Below are 20,528 nucleotides of genomic sequence, written 5' to 3'. Positions count from 1 at the left end.
TGATTTACCGTTTTTTTAGCAAATACTTCGGCGACTCTTCGTACTGCGCCCGCGCATAGAACTGGTGGGCGCGCACGCGGCGGGTATGGCTGTGAACTTCCATACGGTCACAGCCGCGCTCCGCCGCCAGACGCTCTGCTTCATCGAGCAATTTCTGGCCGATACCGCCGCCACGACACTGATCACTGACGCATAAATAGCTGATACGGCAGAATTCTCCGGCCAGGGCGATTTGCGGGATATAGTGCAACGAGATAAATCCCACCGCTTTGCCGTCTGCCTCAGCGACCAGCAGACAACTGTCCGGGTTCGTCGCCATTTTTACCACACGTTCTGCTATGGCTTCCGGCGTGTTGGGATAATCCAAATCGCCCAGCAATTGAGCCAGAATCTGCGCGTCTGAAACAACACCTTCTCTGATTAGCATGGCATTTTCCTGGTTACATACTGTTTCTGTATAGTGGCTACACAAGCCTCAGGACGCGAGGTAAACTTAGCGCCCGGCCCTTTCTGAATTCATCTGCTTTTTTAAGGCATTACTATGTTTAGCACCTTACTTGCAGTCTTTATTGGCGGTGGTATTGGCAGCGTGGTTCGCTGGTATGTCAGCCTCAAAATGAACGGGATGAGCCCGGTTCTGCCCGTGGGTACACTGACGGTGAATCTGGTCGGCGCTTTTATTATTGGTCTGTGTATCGCCCTTTTCACCCGTCTGACTCATATTGATCCGGTGTGGAAACTGCTGATCACCACCGGTTTTTGCGGCGGTTTAACCACCTTCTCCACCTTCTCACTGGAAGTCGTGTACATGTTACAGGATGGCCGTTTTGGTGCCGCTCTGCTTAATATGGCGCTCAATCTTGCCGGTTCCCTGGCCATGACGTTACTGGCCTTCATGCTGGTCAGCTGGTTCAGCGCGCACTGATACTATCTTCCGGCGATGCTTTTTTTATGACAAAAGGCATCGCTGCCCTAAATTTGTGACACAGGTTCTTATCCTTCCGACGTTTCTTAATGTTTCCTTCATCTTCTGTACCGATAATAGCGTCAGTTCACTCTGGTCTATTTTCGAGGTATGGCATGTTTTCTGTTCCAAAAACGTCTTCTGAGCTTCTGGTTGTTGCTCTCTGTATTCTGACTGTTGTCGCTTTTTTACAGGCATACTTTGCCTGAATAACAATGCCTTGCCCGTAGTGTTATCACTTATCCCTTTTCCGTAAACGGCGCATTCCTCAGGTTTGCGCCGTTTGCATTTCAGCGTCGTGCGTAATAGCGCTGAAACTAAACGTCACTTTTCATTCCATTCATAATACAAATATTTACCTGTTCCTCCTTATTGCCTATACTTGAGAATGATCGTTCACAGTCACTGTCAGCAAAATTCTCAGGTAAATCATGCTTCACCCACAACAATGCAGTAAAGACGCGCGCATCAGCGCACGGCGCGACCAGATTATTGCCGCAGCACGCCTGTGTTTTCGCAAGCACGGCTTTCACGGTGCCGGCATGGCTGAGATCGCTAAAACTTCACTGCTCAGCGTGGGACAAATTTACCGCTATTTCGCGAATAAAGACGCCATCATCGAAGAGATTGTGCGCCGCATCGTGATGAAAAAAATCAGTCTGATGACCGGCAATGCCCACAATCTGCAGCAGGTGGCACACAATCTGGCCTACCGCCGGATTGGCAATCTCAGCGCGCCTTATAAAGAAGAACTGTGCGCGGTTCAAAAAGAACAGGCAGAAATTGACCACGCATTAATGCTGGAAGTAGCCGCAGAAGCCACCCGCAATCCTGTTGTGGAAAAGATCTGGCGCGACTCTGAAAAACAATTGTTCAACGAAGCAAAGTCTCTGCTCAGTGCCACTTTCCCGCAATTTTCAGAAGCTGAAATGACGGCCAAAGTGGAAACTTTAGCAGTGATTTGTGAAGGCACCGCATTTCGTCGACTGACGACAATTCACGCCGACGCGGAGCTTCTGGAAGCCATCTACCATCGCTACTTCCAGAGCCTCTTCGAAACGGATTTAATCACCAGCAAACCGGAATAAACCTTTACCATGAGCGCTCATCTGCAAGAAAAACGCCTCGGTTATGCCCTGGTGCTAGGCTCCCTCGCCGCACTGGGTCCCTTATGCACCGATTTATATCTTCCCGCGCTGCCAGAAATGGCAGGCGATCTGAATACCACAACCGCCAGCGCCCAACTTAGTCTGACCGCCGGTTTACTCGGCCTCGGTTTCGGCCAGTTACTGTTTGGCCCGCTGAGCGACCGCTATGGCCGTATGCGACCTTTATTATGGTCACTGGCTTTATTGCTGGCCGCGTCAGTCTGGTGCGCCGTGGCGCAGGATATCAGTCAGCTGATTGTCGCCCGTCTTTTACAAGGGATCGCCGGTGCCGGAGGTGCCGTGTTGTCACGCGCAGTCGCGAGGGATTTATATAACGGACATGAGCTGACACGTTTTTTTGCGTTGCTGATGCTGGTCAACGGGCTGGCACCGATTATCGCGCCGGTACTTGGTGGCGCCTTACTGAACTGGGTGAACTGGCGGGGAATATTCGGCGTACTGGCGTTCATTGCCATCTTACTGTTCAGCTTCTCATCGCTGAAACTGCATGAAACCTTAGCCCCCGAACGCCGTTCGCAGGGCGGCATTTTCAGCATGTTAGGCTCGGTATTTGGACTGCTGAAACACCGTCCGTTTATGGGTTTGTGCCTGACACAGGGCTTTATCATGGCAGGAATGTTTGCGTATATCGGCGCATCACCGTTTGTGCTGCAACAGATTTACCATCTCAGCCCGCAGATGTTCAGCCTCTGCTTTGCTATAAACGGCATCGGACTGGTAATTTCTGCCCAGGTGTCTACCCGCCTGAGCCGTCGTTTTGGTGAACTGGCTCTGGTGAAAGCCGGTTTAGGTATCGCCGCTGTGGCCTCCGTTGCACTGGTCATCGCTGCAAGCTTTAACGCGCCGCTGGTGATGCTGCTGATCCCGCTGTTCTTCTCGGTGATGGTGATAGGAATTATCGGCCCGAATGCCGGATCACTGGCAATGCAAAGTCAGGGGAAAAACGCAGGCAGCGCTTCTGCTCTGCTCGGGGTTTGTATGTTTGCGCTTGGCGCACTGGCGGTGCCGGTGACCGGCTTTGGCAGCCAGCCCGCGCTGTCGATGGGGCTGACCATTCTTGGCTGCTACGCGATTGCTATCCTGATGTTCATGATGCTGGTCCGCAAACCGGCGTAAACATTTCACGAATGACAGGCAAAAAAAAACCCGCTTCGGCGGGTTTTTTAGAATTCGGCTAAAGTCAGATAGCGATAACGTTAGCAGCCGACGGGCCTTTGGCACCATTGGTGATTTCGAACTCTACGCGCTGGCCTTCAGCAAGGGTTTTGAAACCGTTGCTGGAAATAGCAGAGAAATGAACGAAAACATCTTTGCTGCCATCTTCAGGGGTAATGAAACCAAAACCTTTAGATTCATTGAACCACTTAACGCTACCTTTAATCTTAGACATCAAACTTACCTTTACGTGAATGTTGGACACAAAATGTGTGTCAAATACAGTACAGCAACAGATTTCACTTTTGTCCAGAATTCTGATGGTAATAAGCGATAAAGCTCTCACTCCTGACTTTCTGTTGCTTTGTTCTGCTGTCAAAAAGGCCTTTAATCGCCTTATGACATCAACCGGTTAGAAGAATGAGTCGTCATCATTATTGAAATCGTCAGTGTCGAAATCATCATTTCCAAAACCCAAATCCGAATTATCATTGCGCAGCGAGGCATCTTCCCAGGAAGGCTGACCGCTATCAAAACTCTGATTATTGTCGAGGAAACTGCTGTCAGCCGGATTGAGATCCTGCACTGGCGGCTCTTCGATAATATTGACGATTTCCTGCGGCTGGCTGTGATGGAACATGCCGGTCAGCATATCGGCCAGCACCACACCGCCCGCGACACCGGCGGCTGTGCGCAGTGCGCTGCCTAAAAAGCCCGGCTGCTGAGGTGCGGCCTGAGCCGGAGCCTGCTGCTGCGGCTGTGCAGCATATTGTTGTTGCTGAGGCTGACTGCCCCACCCTTGCGTACCGGGAATAGGCTGGCTGCCCTGCGACGCCTGACGCTGTGGCGCAGCTTGAGAGGAGCCGCCGCCAAACAAACCGGCCAGAAAACCGCTGCTTTGCGGTTTGGCGGTTTGCGCCTGCTGTTGCAGTTGCTCATTCTGCTGTTGCAGTTCCTGCACCTGCGCATTGAGCTTGGTCAGCGCCGCTTCCTGAATAATCATCGCCTGCGCCATGTAATACGGGGCAGACGGTTGCTGACGAATATGGGCCTGAATCACACGCTCAGCTTCCGCATCACGCGGTGCTGTATTGGACTCAGCCTGTTGTAAGCGACCAAAAAGTCCGTCAATTAAACGCTGTTCTTCAGATTGCATAAATTCACCTTGTTGATGTGTCGTACGACGCCTTATACGGTATTCACCGGCGTGATAACTCTACAGTAATACAGTTACATTTTTGTATGAATTAACGGAGTGTCAACAAATGTGACGAAGGTAAAGTTGGTGCAGAAAACATGCGGAGGGATTGAAAATCCGCCTGCGGGACCACAGGCGGAATCATCAGACCTGAGAAGGACAGATGTCAGTTGTTACTTTTTCGGCGTCCAGCCCAGAATGAAATCCTGATCCGGCAGGTTAGTAAAGTTACGCACGATGTCGTGATACGTCTTCGCCGGATCCAGATCTTTGAACTGTTGCGGATAGATAAATTTCGCCAGATATTCCATGCCGACAATGTTGTAAGGATGGTTGTAGAACTGGTGATAAACGCCATACACATGGTTGGCGCTGACCGCCGGGATCTGCGCAACGCCGGTACGGGACAGCAACACTTTGGCTTGTTTATCCACATCAGCTTCATTCGCGCCATAACCGAACGGCAGAATGTGCGACACGGAACCGGAAGCCGGACGCGCAGAACCGGTCATGATGTAAACGTCCGGTTTCATGCTGATGACTTGTTCCAGAGAAACCGTGCCTGATGCGCCCGGCAGCAGTGTAGAACCAATATTATTGGCATCAACGGCCTGGATCAGTTTGCCCCAGCCTGCATTCCCATGGGTAAAGCAGCAGGAATCGTCACGCCCGGCAATCGGCTCAATGAACACATTTGGCCTGGTTTTAATCGCAGCGACGACCTTCTGAATAGCCTGGAAGTGCTCATTATAAAACGCCGTATAGGCGCGGGCATTGTCTTCCTGGTTCATCACTTTACCCAGCAGCTCAATGCTCGGCGCGGTATTTTTGGCCGGATCCAGTTCGTAATCCACGAACAGCACCGGAATATGCAGCGCAGCCAGTTTTTCCAGCACGCCAGCCTGCGCCAGCGAGTCTTTGGCACGCGTCTGGGCAATCATCAGATCCGGTTTTTTGGCGATCACCGTTTCCAGATCCACCTGCCCCTTATCGCTAAATCCCATATCGAGGATGTTTGCTGAGTCAGGCCATTTGCTTTTCAGCATGTCCCAGGTGCCGCTGTCCGTTTTCTTCAGCAGGTTATTCCACGCCACCACATGCTGGAACGGATTGGCTTTGTCCAGAACGGCCAGCGCCAGCAGATCACGCCCATCCTGCAAAATCACACGCTGCGGCGCTTTATCAATGGTGACCTTTTGCCCGGCCATATCGGTCACGGTCAGCGGATAGGTGGTAGCAAAAACGGAGAATGAGGCAGCCATCAGACCTGTAACAGACAGCACGCGAGCGGTGTTCTTTAACATGCGATTACCCGAAGATGAGAATGAATAAGAAATGATTTTGATAATTGTTATCAAGTAAGGCTGAAATAATAAACAAGGAAGGATTGGCGGGGCAATGTTTTTAGGGAGAATATTGGCGGTTAAAACATGTCGAAATATTAACGGGATACCGTTATGGCATCCCGTTTGGCTTAAGTCACCGAATCACTGCATCGGCTTTCTTTCTATGCTTTACGTCCAATGAAGTGCAACAGAAACTCACTCACCATCACGCGCTTAAACGCAGACTGCGCCTTGTCTGCCGCTGCGCTATGCCCCCCGTCGGTATTCTCATAAAAATACACATCCGGGATGCCCATTGCCTGCATTTTGGCGGCCATTTTACGTGCATGGTCAGGTCCGACGCGATCATCGCTGGTGGCAGTGGTTATCAGCACCGGCGGATATTTTTTCGTCGCATCAAGATTATGATACGGCGAAAACTCGCGGATAAACGCCCACTCTTCCGGCTTCTGCGGGTCGCCATATTCGGCAATCCACGAAGCGCCTGCCGAAATTTGCGTATAACGGTACATATCCAGCAGCGCAACTTCACAAACAATCGCCCCGAATAACTCAGGATAACGCGTCAGCATATTGCCGACCAGCAAACCACCGTTGCTGCCACCCTGCGCCGCAAGATGTGCCGGAGAGGTGATGTTGCTGGCGATGAGCGCTTTGGCGACCGAAGCGAAATCCTCATATGCCCGCAGACGGTTTTCTTTCAGTGCCGCTTTATGCCATTCCGGCCCGTATTCACCGCCGCCACGGATATTGGCGACCACAAAGACGCCGCCGCGATCCAGCCACGACACGCCGCTGACGCCGAGATAATACGGATCCAGCGAGACTTCAAAGCCGCCGTAACCATAAAGGAGCGTCGGATTTTGCCCGTCGTACACCACGTCTTTGCGACAGATAACAAAATACGGCACGCGTGTGCCGTCATCAGATTGCGCGAAATGCTGGCTGACCTGATAACGCGATGCATCAAAATGCGACGGATCCTGTTTCAGTAGTTCAGCCTCCACCTCCACACCGTTATCCAGATTACCGAGTGATAAACTCGCCGGTTGCAGGAACCCGCTGACCGTCACGAAATATTCGTTGGTGTCGTCATCCACGCCCCAGGCATGAATTTTACTCAGCTCCGGCACCTTGCCGAACGGTTCACGCCGCCATTCACCGTTTTCCGGCGTCAGCACTTCGAGGCGGTTGACCACATCGTGCGTGATACTGAGGATGATGTGATCGCTGGTGAAGGAATAACCGTTTAGCTGGTCGCGGGTTGCCGTCACACCGCTGAGGGAGGAATGCGCCCCCGGCATAAACAGCGGTTTCAGCGCGCGTTCCCCGGCCAGAAACGCCTCAAAGTTTACGGTCAGCAGCGAGCCGGAAGGCCAGGTTTCGCCGTTAATCTGCCATTCGCTGGAAGGCTGGATCAGCAGCCAGTCGCGCCAGGTACTGAATTTGGCATCCGTTGGCAGGTCAATCCGGGTCAGCTCTTTTTGCCCATTGAGCACAAAGGCCTCGCGGTGATAAAAGTCGATAACGCGCACCACAAAATCGCGTTCAAACCCTTTAAAACTGTCGTGATAACCGGCCGCCAGCATGTCTTTCTTATCGGCGCTGAATACCGTTTTGGCTTCTGAGAGCGGTGAGCCGCGCTGCCAGATTTTTACAATGCGCGGATAACCGGAATCGGTCAGCGAGCCTTCGCCAAAGTCGGTGGCGACAAACAGATGGTCGTGATCAATCCAGCCAGTACGGCTTTTGGCGACCGGCAGGAAAAATCCGTCAGAGACAAATTCCAGCGTCCGCAAATCAAACTCACGCACTTCAGAGGCATCGCCGCCATCCGGTGACAGAAAAATCAGCGCCCGGTTGAAATCTGGCTTCAGCGCGAACACACCGTGATACACCCAGTCTTTGCCTTCGGCTTTGCCCAGCGCATCGATGTCCAGCACGGTTTCCCACTTCGGCTGCGGTTTACGAAACTCGTCGAGCGTGGTTCTGCGCAGTAATCCTTTGGGATTCTGTGCATCCTGCCAGAAGTTGTACCAGTCATTGCCGCACTTTGAGACGACCGGGATCTGCTCCGGAGAGTTCAGCCCTAGCAGCACTTTCTCGCGCAGAGGCGTAAATTCACTGCCTTGTGTGAAAGCCGCCAGTGTGATGGCATTTTGTTCGTGCGCCCATTCGAGCGCTTTTTCGTTACGCAATCCTTCCAGCCAGATGAAATCATCCTCCGGCACAGATAATGAATCAGTTGTCATGATGTTCAGCCCTGAAAATCAGAAAGGATTCAGAAATACCTGTTTTATCGTTGTCATTTCAAGTCTTTTTGCTTTCGTTTTTCATTTCCAGGGTTCGTTCCGAATAAATGCATTTTGTCCTAATTAATCCATTATGCGATCTGTGAAAGTTCTTCCTGCCTCTTTTGTGAGTCAGTTCAAGCATTGAACCTATCGGAACGCCTATAAAGAAATCATTACTTTGTGATGACAAAACATGACGGACTTATGAGTTAAAAAAGAGGCAGAAAGACTCACGAGAAATCAGACAGAAACACGAAAGGAGTGAGAATATGGAATGGAAAATCATAGATATCCTGAGCATCCCTCAGACGGGGCTGAAGTATATCTGCATTCAGGCGTTCAGAAATCTGAAGCTTATCCTGTCCGTGGATAACGATTTTACCCTGAAAGCCGGTGATACCTTAGAGATCACGCCGGAAGGTTATTCCCTGAATCATCATCAGGCGCAAAGTCTGAAGATCCACAAGATGATGCCTTATTGTCAGCAACGCTGGCAGTCGCTTTCCATCCAGTAATTATTGAGAAATTAATGGAAAGAACAGAAAGACCGGTTTCTACACCGGTTTTTTTATTTGCTGTCTTCTTAAATCCGAAAGGCCATCGTGTCCGCCAAATTCCTGCTGCGGAACATCCTGCCAGCGGTCTTTGCGCGTCGCCTCATATTCCTGATTGAGCGGATAATAAATCCGGTTTTCCGGTTTATTGGCTTCCCCCACGACCAGCAACCGCACTTCCTCATCCGTGTTATTGATGAAGGTATGGCAAATCCCCGTACCGTGCGGAAACGCTACTGCGTCACCTGCGTTCAGCCGGTGCAATGTGCCGTTGATCCAGGCATCAGGATGCCCTTCCAGCACATACACAAATTCGTCTTCTGCACTTTCCGCGTGGGCATAACAGGTGCGGCGGCCAGGCAACAGGCGTTCATGATGAATGCCAATACGCGTCAGTCCGAGCGTTTTGCCGAGCGGCGCGCCAATCGACATCAGCTCGTCATCGCCAGGATAATTGCCGTCGTCAGCGCCTTCGAGCTCAGTCCAGTGACGGATAAAATCAGGTCTTTCCTTGCTCATAAAACCTCCGAGTCAGTTTTAAACTCAGTAAAGTGAAGGAGACTTCTGCTGTATTGAATAAGAACTTTGGGTCTGAACCGTTTCTTTTGGCAAGCAGGCGAAGCGGATATGCATCGTTTCGCCGTCGTCACTTTCGCCCAGCGTCTGGAATTTGCCGCTGCAGAATTCGAAGATCTTCTTGTAAGTATCCGCGCGACGCTGGCGTTCAAGTATCGAAAACACTGACGTGGTATAGCTCGCCTCGCCCTGTGCAAATGATGCATCGTAATTCGCAGGCCGGTAAGTTTCAGCGCCAACGGGTTTATCTATTGATGAGCATCCTGCCAGAACACCCGTCACTGCAACTGCTGCCACCATCATTATTTTAATATTTTTCATTTTTCATCCGGGAAAATATTTGTTCATTCGTGTATGTCGTTATGTCGCTAATAGTGTATTCAGTATAGTCAGGCGACGGCTTCTGCCCTGCCCGCGCTGCCAATACTGTTTTTACCATTACGTTTTACATTCATCAGCGCACGTTCCGCTGTCGCCAGCCACTGATGATAATCCTCATGATGTTTCGATGTCGCCACACCAATACTCAATGAACACTGAAACCCTTCATCCTGCGATAAACGAATTTCAGACGTTTTCAGTAATAACCGGTAACCGACGGCATAAGCTTCTTCCTCCGAAACGCCCGGCAGAATAACCACAAATTCATCGCCACCCAGAATAGCCGGAAAATCATTCAGCCCCGTTTCCTGACGCAAAATAGCGGAAACCGATCGCAACACATAATCGCCCGCTTCGCGCCCGAACAGATCATTCACCATTTTCAGATCGTCCACGCCCAGCACCATCAGACAGGCCAGGTCATGTTTAGAACGTTCAAATTCCAGCATCAGTCGCCGGTCAAGTAACCTTCTGTTGGGCAAACCGAGAAAAGGATCCATCAGCGCCGATTTCTCCAGCTCATGCTGTTTATCACGCAGCTTTCTTGAGATGGAATAATTGGCTGCGCTGAACGCAATAATGTAAATCGTCGAAAGAGGCAATGTCAGCCATAACGTCCGGTCAGTGACGGTGGTATAGAAGGTCATCCCGGTGAACGGCCAGCAAACAATAAATCCGATGCAGTAAAACAGCGCAGCGCGGCGCAGTAACTGCCAGCCTCCGGCAGAGAACCGGTCAGCAATGAGAATTGAGGTGATCACCGCCGAGGGCAGCAAACAAATCCCCATCTGCGCCACCCACGCACCACCGGCAATCGCATCAAACGCCAGATTTCGAAATTCAGCCTGATTGGGATGTTTAGACCGCTGGGAAATCATCATCGCGACATGTGGCCAGACAAAGGCATTCAGCGTCAGCAAAGAGATCGCAATCCAGGAAGCCCCCCTTTCCAGAAGAACGGAAAGGATCGGCAAAAAGCACAGGAACGTGCCCAGCATGCGCATAAAGTACATTCGGCGTAAGAAGCGATCTGAACGCTCGCGAACAAGGCTTTCACCGGGAGAATAATATGGCATACCTGAAGCGACTCTTAAGTTGATGTCTATTTATAGTAGTCGAGTTGCTTATGAGAGAGCTATAGAAAGCATGGGTTTCAATAGCCCGAACAGCGGGGTTTTTAGGCGTAAATCGGAGGGATTAATCGTTAATGCGCGAATTTAGGTTAAACAACGAAATCCTGACCAGTATTACCGGACAGGATTTGAGTGAACGCAGCCAAAAAACTGTGTCCTGAGGCAGGGTGGAAAATTATTTTGAGTACTGAGCGTCAGTCACTTTTTCCAGCCACTCAACCGGGCTGCCGTTCAGAGATTCGGCAATCGCGATGTGAGTCATGGCATTTTCAGGAGTAGCACCGTGCCAGTGTTTTACGCCTTCCGGGATCCACACGATATCGCCGACATTCATCTCACGGATTTCACCGCCTTCTTCCTGTAACCAGCCGCGCCCCTGCGTGATAATCAGCGTCTGACCCAGCGGATGCGTATGCCATGCGGTACGCGCACCCGGCTCGAAAGTTACTGTTGCACCGCCGACGCGGGCGGATTCTGTGCCGCTGAAAGGCGAATCGATACGCACCTTACCGGTGAAATAATTCTCCGGCCCTTTTTGTGAAGGCACAGAACCGCTTTTGGTGATTTTCATTTTATCAGTCATTTCATTCTCCGCTTCGGCACAGACTGTCGCTGGCCGTTTGATTGTCAGATAACAATATCGCCCTTAGCAGGCAGCCACCAGAGGGCTAATCAGAATGGCGTTATGAATTTTATTCATGAATGACTTACGTTAAACCTCACAGGGAGGACTTTGCTTCTTTTAGAAAAAAATAAACGCGGAGATAATCAGAGCAAGCGCTTAATAACGTGAAGGAATACGGTTAATCGTTTTTAAAATGCCTTTTTCCATAGCGATGTAACCCCCGGTTTTCAGTTGCGCGAGAATTTTCATGATGGTACTTCGCGAAAGGAAGGTACGGTTCATCACATAGGAGACAACGGTGATATTATTCCTGACCTCCTCCGTTTCATACATCAGCTCATACAGCTGATAACAAATAATTTCATACGAGGACAGCGCAGAAATCTTGGCGCAGTGATCATAAACCCGTGTGGCGGTATAAATTAATAACTGCGCCAGACTGCGCCATAAATTGTTTGCCGATACAATCTGATTCGCCAGCTCGACAGGCAGTACACTGACCTGCGAATGTTCATGGATGCGGATAAAAAGATAATCAGGATCAGTATATTGGGTACTTATTCCAAATACATACGGCGCGGATTCAGAATTTAATACCATGCCATCGATTTTACGGTGCAGCATCACGTTGCCGCTGTGTAATAAGAAGCAATTCTTTTGTTTATCAGCGGAATAACTCAGTGAGTCCCTGACATTCGTTTCGAGAATGTGTGAGACCGGAGAAAGATGTTCGATTAACATTTCAATTTCTTTCAGGGGCTTTTTGTCTCTGATACTGCAATTATCTGTAAAAAAAGGCTTTATATCTCGTTGCACGTGATTCCCTCCACGAATTTCCAGTACTACCAGGACTTTTCTAGCGCAGGGATTATGCGAAAACCCGTTAAATTATAAAGTTATTTGTGGGTGTAAAATTACACTCATAAATATCTTGTATAGATACTCACACTTCAATCAAAATCGCCGCCAGCAACCGCAGCCATAAGTATTTCCGTATCGGTTTATATCTTAGCGTTTTAGTAAGTTATTTAACTTTCAGCGGAGATTGCTTATGGCTGCCGGCACTGCAAAAAAAACATAACACATCATGGATACTTTGAATTTCAAAGTGATGGGATTTATTTACCCTAAATCCAGCACTTTATTTTCTTAGTCAGATTCATTCATTTAAAGGAATTATTATGAAAAAGAATTTAATCAGTCTCGCTGTTATTACTACCGCTATTTTTTGGGGTGCTTCAGCGATGGCGGCAGGCGGTCAGGTGAACTTTACGGGTGAAATTATCGATGCCGGTTGCGACATCGTGAATACCCCAAGCTCTCCGCTGAATGTCGTCATGGGTCAGGTGGCAAAAAGTGAATTTACCGGGGCTGGTTCTACCGCTGCACCGACCAAATTCACCCTGGTGCTGACCAACTGCCCGGCAACTGTCTCTACGGCAAAGATTAAATTTGACGGTTCCAGTGTGAATGGCGATACCAGCCTGCTCGCACTGACTCAGCAAGCAGGCGTAGCGCAAAACGTGGCGATTCAGCTGACCGATGACACCAATACTCTGGTGCCACTGTTCACTGAAACCAAAGCGTATCCGCTGACCAGCACCCAGGACAACAATCTGGAGTTCATAGCACGTTACATCGCTACGTCCGACACTGTTAACCCGGGCCCTGCTAACTCCGTCGCGAATTTCTCTGTGATTTACAACTGATCCTTCGTCGCCCTTCACCGGGCGACTGAGTTTTATTCCTGGCCGTCAGACACTGCCGGCCAGTATTTCTACGTTATCGGAAATACATTATGAAAATGTTCCCATGCACATTACTGGCCGTGACGCTGGTATGCGCCACATCCGCACAGGCCGGGGTTGTCGTCGGCGGCACGCGTCTGATCTATGACGGTGGCAAGAAGGAGTCTTCACTGAGCGTCAGTAATCCGGACAAAAAACCTTACCTGATCCAGACCTGGGTAGAGGCCGCCGGAACGGGCGCTGAGAAAGCTCCTTTTATGGTCACACCGCCGCTGTTCCGCCTCAACAGCGGACAACAGACCGTGCTTCGCGTCGTTCAGGCCGGTGGCAATCTGCCGTCTGACAAAGAATCCCTGTACTGGATGAATATCAAATCCATTCCTGCGGCGGAAAGTAATGATCATCAAAACACATTACAGATTGCGGTGAAAACCCGCATCAAGCTGATTTACCGGCCAAAAGGCGTGACGGGGGTACCGGAATCCGTGACCGGAAAGCTTCACTGGCAGCGCAACGGGAATACCTTGCAGGTGAGCAATCCGACGCCGTTTTACATGAACTTTATGCAGGTGACAGTGGGCGAAAAAGACGTGAAGGATGTGACGTTCGTCGCCCCCGGTGGCACTGCCAGTTTCTCCCTGCCCGCTGGCGCGAATGCAGGTAGCGTCAGCTGGAAAATCATCAGTGATTACGGCGGTATCGGGGATGAACATACCGCTGCCCTGTAATTCACTTTTGCAAAACCCGTCAGCACAAAACACCTGCGCCCAAACATACATATGAAGCCAGAAGGCGGCGTTATCAGCCCTTCCGGCAGGGGAATACACGGATGAATCGCCACAAACAACAGGGAAAGTCCCCATTTTCTCAGCTTTTGAACAGCCTCGCCTGTCTGATCGCCAGCCAGCTGGCCCTTTACGCTGGGACCTCTTTCGCCGTTCAGGCAGGTGAGACCTTTAACCCGGCATTGCTTGAGATTGAAAGCCCGGGTCAGGGCAGCACCGACCTGTCGGTATTTGAAACAAACTCAGGTCAGTTGCCCGGTACCTATCGCGTTGATATTTATCTCAACAATGAATTGCAGGATACCCGGGACGTGGAGTTCCATACGCAGAAAATGGCCGACGGCTCCACGGTTCTGGCGCCCTGCCTGACCCTCGCACAACTGGAAGACATGGGCATCAAAACGCCGCTGTTTCCTGAGCTGGGCAACGCGCAGACGCCCTGCGCCAATCTGGATGCCATCCCGCAGGGGACAGCCGAATTTCGCTTCAGTGCGCAGCAGCTGTTACTCAGCGTACCGCAGGCGGCGATAACGCAGAAAGCCCGCGGAAATGTACCAGAAACTCAGTGGGATAACGGCATCACTGCCGCGTTGCTCAACTACAACCTGAGCGGCGCGGACAATTCTGCCCGCAGCCACACCGGCACCAACAGCAGTACGCAATACGCCAATTTGCGCCCCGGTCTGAATATCGGCCCGTGGCGGCTGCGTAATTACACCACCTGGGAGCATGACGGCAGCGGCAAAGATAAATGGGATACCGTTTATACCTACGCCACGCGCAGCATTATTTCGCTGAAAAGTCAGATGACGATCGGGGACAGTTCTTCGCCCGCTGACATCTTTGACAGCGTGCCGTTTCGCGGCGTGCAGCTGGCATCCGACGATGACATGCTGCCGGAAAGTATGAAGGGATATGCGCCGGTGGTGCGGGGTATTGCGCGCACCAATGCGCAGGTCATCGTGCGCCAGAACGGCTACGTCATCTACCAAAGTTACGTTTCGCCCGGGGCATTTGAAATCGCGGATATGTTCCCGACCGGTGGCTCCGGCGATTTATACGTGACCATTAAAGAAGCCGATGGCAGCGAGCAGTTGCTGGTGGTGCCCTTCGCCTCATTGCCGGTGTTACAACGTGAAGGCCGCCTGAAATACAGTCTGACCGGCGGACAATATCGCGCGTATGACAACAATGTTGACGCGACACCTTTTGGTCAGGGGACGGCTATTTATGGTCTGCCTCATGGTCTGACGGCCTACGGTGGCAGCCAGTTCTCCAGTCATTATCAGTCGGTGACGCTGGGCATGGGCAAGAATCTGGGCGACTTCGGCGCCTTTTCCTCTGATCTGACGCACGCGTGGTCAGCGATGGAAAATCAGCCCCATGTCAACGGTCAGTCCCTGCGGGTGCGCTACAGCAAAAACATCGTACAGACCGGCACTAACTTCGCGATTGCAGGTTACCGTTACTCCACTGACGGTTATTACAACCTGCAGGAAGTGATGGATACCTGGCGGGATCAGAATGCTGAACTGCCTGCCGGACGACGCCGTAACCGCAGCGAAATGACCATGAGTCAAAACCTGTGGCAGGGTGCCGGGTCGTTTTCCCTGAGCTGGATTAGCGAGAATTACTGGAACAGCGGGCGTTCAATGCGCTCGGTCGGGGTCGGCTACAACAACAGCTGGCGCGGGATCAGTTACGGGCTCAATTACAGCTATAACGAAAATGCCAGCAGCAACAGTCACGATGGCACCAACGGGAAACGTGTTTACGACCGGGATCAAATCATCGGTTTCAACATCAGCGTGCCGCTGAGTTTATTCGATGCCCCGGTGTACGCCACTTACAGCTATAACACCAGCAAACAAGGAAATACCACGCATACCGTCGGGCTCAACGGTTCGGCGCTTGCTGCCAATAACCTTAACTGGAATGTGCAGGAAGGCTATGGCAGTCAGGGCACGGGAAACAGCGACAATATGAACGCCGATTACCGGGGTACCTACGGCGAAATGACTGCGGGTTATGCCTATGACCAGAACAGTCGCCGCCTGAACTATGGCGTTCAGGGCGGCATTTTGGCTCATGAAAACGGCATCACGCTCGGTCAGCCGATGGGCGAAACCCTTGCGCTGGTTCAGGCTTCCGGTGCCAGCGGTGTCAGCATCAGCAATCAGCCTGGCGTAAAAACCGACTGGCGCGGTTATGCCATCGTTCCCTACAGCAGTCCGTACCGTAAGAATCTGGTGCAACTGGACACTGAAACATTGCCTGACGATGTTGAACTGCCACAGACCACGCAGACGGTGATCCCGACCCGCGGAGCGGTCGTGCGTGCCCGTTTTGCGGCAAGCGTGGGCCTGCGCATGATGATGACATTGCAGCGCCAGAATGGCTCACCGGTACCTTTCGGTGCCACGGTCAGTGATACGGCGCAGAAGACCGCGCAAGGCTTTATTGTCGGCGACGCCGGACAGGTCTATCTGACCGGCATGGCAGAAAGCGGTTCGCTGCTGGCGAAATGGGGAAACACCCCGGCGGAACAGTGTGCCGTGCATTACAGCCTGGCAAAACCAGCGACAGACTCGACAGGCGTTCAGGTGCTGAACGCGCAATGCAGGTAAGGGAAAGGATACCGATGATGAAAATAATCAAAAAAATAGTGATGCTGGCCGGTTTACTCGCCGGTCTGAGTTTTCTTTCACCCGCCGCGCTGGCGGCCAACACCGGTTGCACCAGCTCGCCAAATATTCCGGGTGTCGCAACGCTCGGTAGTATCGCGGTGGATGCCAGTTTACCCGTTGGATCGACCATTCCCGGCACGGAGAAAGTGTTCGCTTTTGCCGGTAACTGCGCGGCAATCAGCGGCGTCCCTCAGGGCGCGGTGATCATCACCTGTTATTACGGTAACGGGACAGAAATCAGCGGTATGCCCGGCGTTTATAATACCGGCGTCAGCGGCATTGGCATTACGCTGGTCAACTCAGCCGGACAACGTGTCGTGGGGGCGGGCACGAGCTGTGATACCCGCAACACGCCGCTGGGATATATTTCCAGTACGCCAGGAAAAACATTTTCTGTCAGCATGACTCTGGCGCTGGTTAAAACCTCTGCCACCATCGGCACCGGCTCGCTTAACCAGTCGCAGACTAAATTCGGTATCGGCATGTATAACACCGGCTGGGGTCTGGGCAGTTCAACCGACAGCTCCGTTTCTTACGCGGGGAATATTATCTATCGCAGCGTTTCCTGTTCAACGGGAAGTACTGTCCCCGTTCCGCTGGGCGATATCCCGGTGAATGCTTTTACCGGTCCGGGTTCTACCGCAGGCGACAGAAACTTCTTCATTCCGGTGACCTGCGATAATCCGGTCAATATCACAGTGAGCATGAGTTCCCCTGCCTATGCGTCTAAACCTGACGGCGTGATGGCTATCACCAGCGGCACCAACAATGCGACAGGCATCGGTGTACAAATGCTTTTCAATAATATGCCGGTGACGTTTGATAGTTATTTTCAGGCTGGCGCTGTTTCAAATTCAGGTGGCACGCTGAACGCGGCATTCACTGCCCGCTATTATCAGGTCTCAGATACGGTGATCCCGGGACAAGCCAATGCCTCCGCCACTGTCACACTGGCGTATCAATAATGAAAATGAACCTGCAAAGATTTAAAATCTTATTCGCATCCGGCTGCGCATTACCCGTAATTCTGTTTTCAAATCAGGTAAGGGCTACCGATCTCGTGAATATCAACGTCACGGGGAATATCGTTGCCGCGCCCTGCTCCGTCGATACCGGTTCGGTCAGCCGGACAGTAAACTTCGGGCAATTACTCGGAACAGATTTACGTACTGCGGGTGCCGCTTCGGACTGGAAGCCCTTTCAGGTCAGACTGAACAATTGTCCCGCGACCACCGTCAGTGCAACCGCCACCTTTAGCGGCGCAGTGTATCCGGGCGACCCGACACTCTTTCTTAACAGCGGTTCTGCCGCCAATGTGGCGATTCAGGTGGTGGATGACGCCACAAAATCCAGCGTAAAAGGCAGCGGCAGTACAATGACGGTCGGTATTGATCCGGTTCAGCACAACGCCATTTTCGCCCTGGCCGGACGGGTTATCGCCCCCGCGGGCAGTGCCGGTTCGGGGGATATTAACAGCGTGATGCTCATGACGTTTACTTATCAGTAACGTTTAAATCCACTGGCGCAGTGGTGCCCGACCTGCAGAGAATTGTGCTAAATTTAAAAGAATTCTCTGTCACCCTGGCACTTGCAATGAAAGACCCTACGACGCTGAAAAGTGAACACGATACAAGCCTGCTCTATGCGACGGCTGCACTGTTTGAGAAACTCAGCCCGTATCTGGAATTCAATATAGTTCCTGCGCAGACGCGCTTTGATTTATTCAAAAACGGTACGTCATATTGTTATTTCGTCCGCAATGGCTGGTTCAGCATTCATCACAGTGCCGATCCTGTTTTACTTGGCACATTACAGTTACCGGGCATTATCGGTATAGGCGGAGCGATACCGGAATCAGCGGGTTTATATATTGAATCGAAGGTAGAATCAGAAGTGGCGATGACTACCGTTCCAGAAATGCACGCGTTAATTAATGAGCTTGATTTATGGGAGATGTTATCCAAACATATTTTCAGAATGACCGGCAGTATATTCACCAAAGGTGTATTGCTTACCGGTAATTCATCTTATGAAATCATTCGTTTTCATCTGATTGAACTGATGAATGAACCTGAGGAAATTCGTAATATTACCGTCGCCGTAACCTATGTTCAGCAAAAGACACGTCTTTCCCGCAGTACTATCATGAAAATGCTCGCCCAGTTAAAACAAGGGGGCTATGTCACCCTGGAAAACGGCATTCTCAAAAAAGTACATAAACTGCCCCTGAAATACTGAACACTCAGTCAGCCCCTCTGCGCATTATCACGGATTATCCGGCACGGGTTGCCACAGGCGACTGCGCCCGCAGGTACAGAGCGGGTCACCACACTGCCAGCACCAACCGTGCAACCATCACCCAGCGTCACGCCAGGCAAAATTATGCAACCGCCGCCAATCCAGACATCATTCCCGATACTCACCGGCTGTGCGCTGCCAATATGTTCACGCCGCAGATCAATATCCAGCGGATGTTGTGCGGTATAAATCTGCACGTCAGGCCCGATGAAAACGTTATTTCCTATCGTGACCGGTGCGCAATCGAGCAGAACAAAATTGAAATTGATGAAAACATTATTGCCGAGCGTGGTATTGATACCGTAATCAATGCGCATGCCTTTTTCGAAATGAACATTGCTGCCCACCTCACTAAAAATCGTTCTTATCAGCGCATCTTTCTCAGGCGCCTGGCGGGCACTCAGCGCATTAAACTCATCCACTTTACCGCGGGTCTGATAACGAATTTCACGTAATTCCGCATCATTGATTTGGTAATCCAAACCTTGGATCATTTTTTCTAATTCACGCATTAGCTGCTCCCTGAAAGTATTCAGCGATTACGATAACCGAAAGTTTCCAGCAGAGTAAGAGCAGGAAAGGCGCATCTATACACCATCCTGCTGCGCCGGATTTTTTGTGATCGGGATCACCAGGGACAAATGAGCCTTATCGAAGGGAAAATTTTTTACTTTTCAGTTTGCACTGAGTCCGGTCTGGCGTCAGGATTTACCCTGATTTCCCATTGGCAGTGATAAAGGCTTATCGATAATGACGACTCAGACACCTAACACACCGGTTGCGGCAGGGACAATTTTTAGCGCCGCCGGTCTGCAATTTCTGAATAAACTCGCGCAGAACAACACCCGGGACTGGTTTAAGGCTAATCAGGACGAATACGAGAACACGCTGAGAACGCCAGCGCTGCACTTTATCGAACAGATGCAGCCTGAGATTGTCGCCATTTCTCCGAGGCTGACTGCCGTCGCTAAGAAAGTCGGTGGCAGCCTGATGCGCCCGCAGCGCGACAGCCGGTTCAGCAAAGATAAAACGCCTTACAAAACCAATGTCGGCATTCAGTTTCGTCATTTTCAAGGCAAAGACGTCCATGCTCCCGGCCTCTATCTGCACATCGCCGAAGACGGTTGTTTTATTGCAGCGGGGATCTGGCATCCGGAATCGAAAGCCTTAAACGCCATCCGGGCGTGCATTGACGAGAACCCGAATGCCTATCAAAAAGCCCTTAAGACATTGCACGATAACGGGTTTGCAATGGATGGCGACAGCCTGATCCGTCCGCCAAGAGGCTACGACAATAACCACCCGCTGTTAGCTGAATTAAAACGCAAAGATTATATCGCGATCAAAAATATCGCCTTTGAAGACTTGTGCAGGCCAGATGTTGTCGATTTTTGTGCAGAACAGTTCAGGCATTGTGCGCCACTGATGGCCTATTTATGTTTTGCGCTGGAACTCGATTTCTAAGGCAGTATTTCTAAGCCAGCAGGAAATGGCGTGATGCGTTCCGGAGACTTTTTCTGTCCTCGCAGTGAGGCCTTCGTGAAGGCTTCCGGTGATGACCTGTCGCTGGTATAAAGTAATCAACCGATACTGAAATGTGACCAGAAGGGAATTT

At 51.1% G+C, this 20,528-nt stretch carries 22 protein-coding genes; 11 read left to right on the top strand and 11 right to left on the bottom strand.

The features are described 5' to 3' along the window. Positions 1 to 4: 4 nt before the first annotated feature. Positions 5 to 427, bottom strand: coding sequence for a GNAT family N-acetyltransferase (locus UC15_RS06220; protein ID WP_112287620.1), 423 nt, complete (start codon positions 425 to 427; stop codon positions 5 to 7). A 114-nt stretch (positions 428 to 541) separates the two neighbouring features. Between UC15_RS06220 and crcB the strand changes: the two genes are divergently transcribed. From crcB to UC15_RS06205, 3 genes are all read left to right on the top strand, one after another. Next, positions 542 to 925 (top strand): fluoride efflux transporter CrcB, encoded by a 384-nt coding sequence (gene crcB, locus UC15_RS06215; RefSeq protein WP_112287619.1) that lies wholly within the window; start codon positions 542 to 544, stop codon positions 923 to 925. Positions 926 to 1,395: 470 nt separating this feature from the next. After that, positions 1,396 to 2,052 (top strand): TetR family transcriptional regulator, encoded by a 657-nt coding sequence (locus UC15_RS06210; RefSeq protein WP_112287618.1) that lies wholly within the window; start codon positions 1,396 to 1,398, stop codon positions 2,050 to 2,052. Between the two features lie 9 nt (positions 2,053 to 2,061). Beyond that, positions 2,062 to 3,249, top strand: coding sequence for a multidrug effflux MFS transporter (locus UC15_RS06205; RefSeq protein ID WP_112287617.1), 1,188 nt, complete (start codon positions 2,062 to 2,064; stop codon positions 3,247 to 3,249). Between the two features lie 64 nt (positions 3,250 to 3,313). Here UC15_RS06205 and cspE read toward each other — a convergent pair whose 3' ends face one another. The 4 genes from cspE to UC15_RS06185 all read right to left on the bottom strand — a co-directional run bounded on the left by cspE (position 3,314) and on the right by UC15_RS06185 (position 8,084). Beyond that, a complete protein-coding gene (cspE, locus tag UC15_RS06200) occupies positions 3,314 to 3,523 on the bottom strand; it encodes a transcription antiterminator/RNA stability regulator CspE (protein WP_009636912.1) in 210 nt (69 codons plus the stop codon). Positions 3,524 to 3,700: 177 nt separating this feature from the next. Further along, entirely contained in the window at positions 3,701 to 4,444 is a 744-nt protein-coding gene (locus tag UC15_RS06195) for a DUF2076 domain-containing protein (RefSeq protein ID WP_112287616.1), read from the bottom strand. Positions 4,445 to 4,659: 215 nt separating this feature from the next. After that, on the bottom strand, positions 4,660 to 5,790 hold the full coding sequence (locus UC15_RS06190) for an ABC transporter substrate-binding protein (protein WP_112287615.1): 1,131 nt from the start codon (positions 5,788 to 5,790) through the stop codon (positions 4,660 to 4,662). A 203-nt stretch (positions 5,791 to 5,993) separates the two neighbouring features. Then, entirely contained in the window at positions 5,994 to 8,084 is a 2,091-nt protein-coding gene (locus UC15_RS06185; RefSeq protein ID WP_112287614.1) for a prolyl oligopeptidase family protein, read from the bottom strand. 311 nt (positions 8,085 to 8,395) lie between these two features. Here UC15_RS06185 and UC15_RS06180 point away from each other — a divergent pair, with 311 nt between their 5' ends. Beyond that, positions 8,396 to 8,641 carry a hypothetical protein gene (locus UC15_RS06180; RefSeq protein ID WP_112287613.1) on the top strand — a complete coding sequence of 82 codons (246 nt, stop codon included), beginning with the start codon at positions 8,396 to 8,398 and terminating at the stop codon, positions 8,639 to 8,641. A 39-nt stretch (positions 8,642 to 8,680) separates the two neighbouring features. Here the strand turns inward: UC15_RS06180 and UC15_RS06175 are convergent, their stop codons facing one another. The 5 genes from UC15_RS06175 to UC15_RS06155 all read right to left on the bottom strand — a co-directional run bounded on the left by UC15_RS06175 (position 8,681) and on the right by UC15_RS06155 (position 12,136). After that, positions 8,681 to 9,199, bottom strand: a complete 519-nt coding sequence (locus UC15_RS06175; RefSeq protein WP_112287612.1) for a cupin domain-containing protein — start codon at positions 9,197 to 9,199, stop codon at positions 8,681 to 8,683. Between the two features lie 24 nt (positions 9,200 to 9,223). Beyond that, a complete protein-coding gene (locus tag UC15_RS06170) occupies positions 9,224 to 9,577 on the bottom strand; it encodes a hypothetical protein (protein WP_112287611.1) in 354 nt (117 codons plus the stop codon). A gap of 68 nt (positions 9,578 to 9,645) precedes the next feature. After that, entirely contained in the window at positions 9,646 to 10,713 is a 1,068-nt protein-coding gene (locus tag UC15_RS06165; protein ID WP_112287610.1) for a diguanylate cyclase, read from the bottom strand. A gap of 232 nt (positions 10,714 to 10,945) precedes the next feature. Further along, entirely contained in the window at positions 10,946 to 11,341 is a 396-nt protein-coding gene (locus tag UC15_RS06160) for a cupin domain-containing protein (protein ID WP_112287665.1), read from the bottom strand. A 210-nt stretch (positions 11,342 to 11,551) separates the two neighbouring features. Next, positions 11,552 to 12,136 (bottom strand): helix-turn-helix domain-containing protein, encoded by a 585-nt coding sequence (locus UC15_RS06155; RefSeq protein WP_112287609.1) that lies wholly within the window; start codon positions 12,134 to 12,136, stop codon positions 11,552 to 11,554. A gap of 440 nt (positions 12,137 to 12,576) precedes the next feature. On the opposite strand from UC15_RS06155, the gene UC15_RS06150 reads away from it, so the two are divergent. The 6 genes from UC15_RS06150 (at position 12,577) to UC15_RS06125 (ending at position 18,853) form a co-directional block, all read left to right on the top strand. Further along, positions 12,577 to 13,104, top strand: coding sequence for a fimbrial protein (locus UC15_RS06150; RefSeq protein WP_112287608.1), 528 nt, complete (start codon positions 12,577 to 12,579; stop codon positions 13,102 to 13,104). A gap of 89 nt (positions 13,105 to 13,193) precedes the next feature. Continuing rightward, positions 13,194 to 13,871: a molecular chaperone gene (locus UC15_RS06145; RefSeq protein ID WP_112287607.1), complete on the top strand. Its 678-nt coding sequence runs from the start codon at positions 13,194 to 13,196 to the stop codon at positions 13,869 to 13,871. Positions 13,872 to 13,972: 101 nt separating this feature from the next. Continuing rightward, a complete protein-coding gene (locus UC15_RS06140; protein WP_112287606.1) occupies positions 13,973 to 16,555 on the top strand; it encodes a fimbria/pilus outer membrane usher protein in 2,583 nt (860 codons plus the stop codon). Between the two features lie 17 nt (positions 16,556 to 16,572). After that, positions 16,573 to 17,580, top strand: a complete 1,008-nt coding sequence (locus UC15_RS06135) for a fimbrial protein (protein WP_112287605.1) — start codon at positions 16,573 to 16,575, stop codon at positions 17,578 to 17,580. Positions 17,581 to 17,675: 95 nt separating this feature from the next. Then, on the top strand, positions 17,676 to 18,122 hold the full coding sequence (locus UC15_RS06130; protein ID WP_157960965.1) for a fimbrial protein: 447 nt from the start codon (positions 17,676 to 17,678) through the stop codon (positions 18,120 to 18,122). 23 nt (positions 18,123 to 18,145) lie between these two features. After that, a complete protein-coding gene (locus UC15_RS06125) occupies positions 18,146 to 18,853 on the top strand; it encodes a helix-turn-helix domain-containing protein (protein WP_232829824.1) in 708 nt (235 codons plus the stop codon). Between the two features lie 8 nt (positions 18,854 to 18,861). Here the strand turns inward: UC15_RS06125 and UC15_RS06120 are convergent, their stop codons facing one another. Further along, a complete protein-coding gene (locus UC15_RS06120; RefSeq protein ID WP_112287602.1) occupies positions 18,862 to 19,425 on the bottom strand; it encodes a sugar O-acetyltransferase in 564 nt (187 codons plus the stop codon). Positions 19,426 to 19,663: 238 nt separating this feature from the next. Here UC15_RS06120 and UC15_RS06115 point away from each other — a divergent pair, with 238 nt between their 5' ends. Continuing rightward, positions 19,664 to 20,377, top strand: a complete 714-nt coding sequence (locus tag UC15_RS06115) for a DUF2461 domain-containing protein (protein WP_112287601.1) — start codon at positions 19,664 to 19,666, stop codon at positions 20,375 to 20,377. Positions 20,378 to 20,528 lie beyond the last annotated feature (151 nt).

Source organism: Rahnella sp. AN3-3W3 (assembly GCF_003263545.1).
Taxonomy (GTDB): Bacteria; Pseudomonadota; Gammaproteobacteria; order Enterobacterales; family Enterobacteriaceae; genus Rahnella; species Rahnella variigena.
Note: the sequence above shows the minus strand (reverse complement) of the source record. Positions and strands in the feature narration are given on the sequence as shown.

Bases quoted from the DNA above. Each gene is read 5' to 3' on its own strand.
- UC15_RS06120 (WP_112287602.1), bottom strand. From the start codon at position 19,425: ATGCGTGAATTAGAAAAAATGATCCAAGGTTTGGATTACCAAATCAAT.
- cspE (WP_009636912.1), bottom strand. From the start codon at position 3,523: ATGTCTAAGATTAAAGGTAGCGTTAAGTGGTTCAATGAATCTAAAGGT.
- UC15_RS06155 (WP_112287609.1), bottom strand. From the start codon at position 12,136: ATGTTAATCGAACATCTTTCTCCGGTCTCACACATTCTCGAAACGAAT.
- UC15_RS06165 (WP_112287610.1), bottom strand. From the start codon at position 10,713: ATGCCATATTATTCTCCCGGTGAAAGCCTTGTTCGCGAGCGTTCAGAT.
- UC15_RS06135 (WP_112287605.1), top strand. From the start codon at position 16,573: ATGAAAATAATCAAAAAAATAGTGATGCTGGCCGGTTTACTCGCCGGT.
- UC15_RS06140 (WP_112287606.1), top strand. From the start codon at position 13,973: ATGAATCGCCACAAACAACAGGGAAAGTCCCCATTTTCTCAGCTTTTG.
- UC15_RS06115 (WP_112287601.1), top strand. From the start codon at position 19,664: ATGACGACTCAGACACCTAACACACCGGTTGCGGCAGGGACAATTTTT.
- UC15_RS06175 (WP_112287612.1), bottom strand. From the start codon at position 9,199: ATGAGCAAGGAAAGACCTGATTTTATCCGTCACTGGACTGAGCTCGAA.
- UC15_RS06145 (WP_112287607.1), top strand. From the start codon at position 13,194: ATGAAAATGTTCCCATGCACATTACTGGCCGTGACGCTGGTATGCGCC.
- UC15_RS06150 (WP_112287608.1), top strand. From the start codon at position 12,577: ATGAAAAAGAATTTAATCAGTCTCGCTGTTATTACTACCGCTATTTTT.
- UC15_RS06160 (WP_112287665.1), bottom strand. From the start codon at position 11,341: ATGAAAATCACCAAAAGCGGTTCTGTGCCTTCACAAAAAGGGCCGGAG.
- UC15_RS06185 (WP_112287614.1), bottom strand. From the start codon at position 8,084: ATGACAACTGATTCATTATCTGTGCCGGAGGATGATTTCATCTGGCTG.
- UC15_RS06190 (WP_112287615.1), bottom strand. From the start codon at position 5,790: ATGTTAAAGAACACCGCTCGCGTGCTGTCTGTTACAGGTCTGATGGCT.
- UC15_RS06170 (WP_112287611.1), bottom strand. From the start codon at position 9,577: ATGAAAAATATTAAAATAATGATGGTGGCAGCAGTTGCAGTGACGGGT.
- UC15_RS06205 (WP_112287617.1), top strand. From the start codon at position 2,062: ATGAGCGCTCATCTGCAAGAAAAACGCCTCGGTTATGCCCTGGTGCTA.
- UC15_RS06180 (WP_112287613.1), top strand. From the start codon at position 8,396: ATGGAATGGAAAATCATAGATATCCTGAGCATCCCTCAGACGGGGCTG.
- UC15_RS06220 (WP_112287620.1), bottom strand. From the start codon at position 427: ATGCTAATCAGAGAAGGTGTTGTTTCAGACGCGCAGATTCTGGCTCAA.
- UC15_RS06195 (WP_112287616.1), bottom strand. From the start codon at position 4,444: ATGCAATCTGAAGAACAGCGTTTAATTGACGGACTTTTTGGTCGCTTA.
- crcB (WP_112287619.1), top strand. From the start codon at position 542: ATGTTTAGCACCTTACTTGCAGTCTTTATTGGCGGTGGTATTGGCAGC.
- UC15_RS06210 (WP_112287618.1), top strand. From the start codon at position 1,396: ATGCTTCACCCACAACAATGCAGTAAAGACGCGCGCATCAGCGCACGG.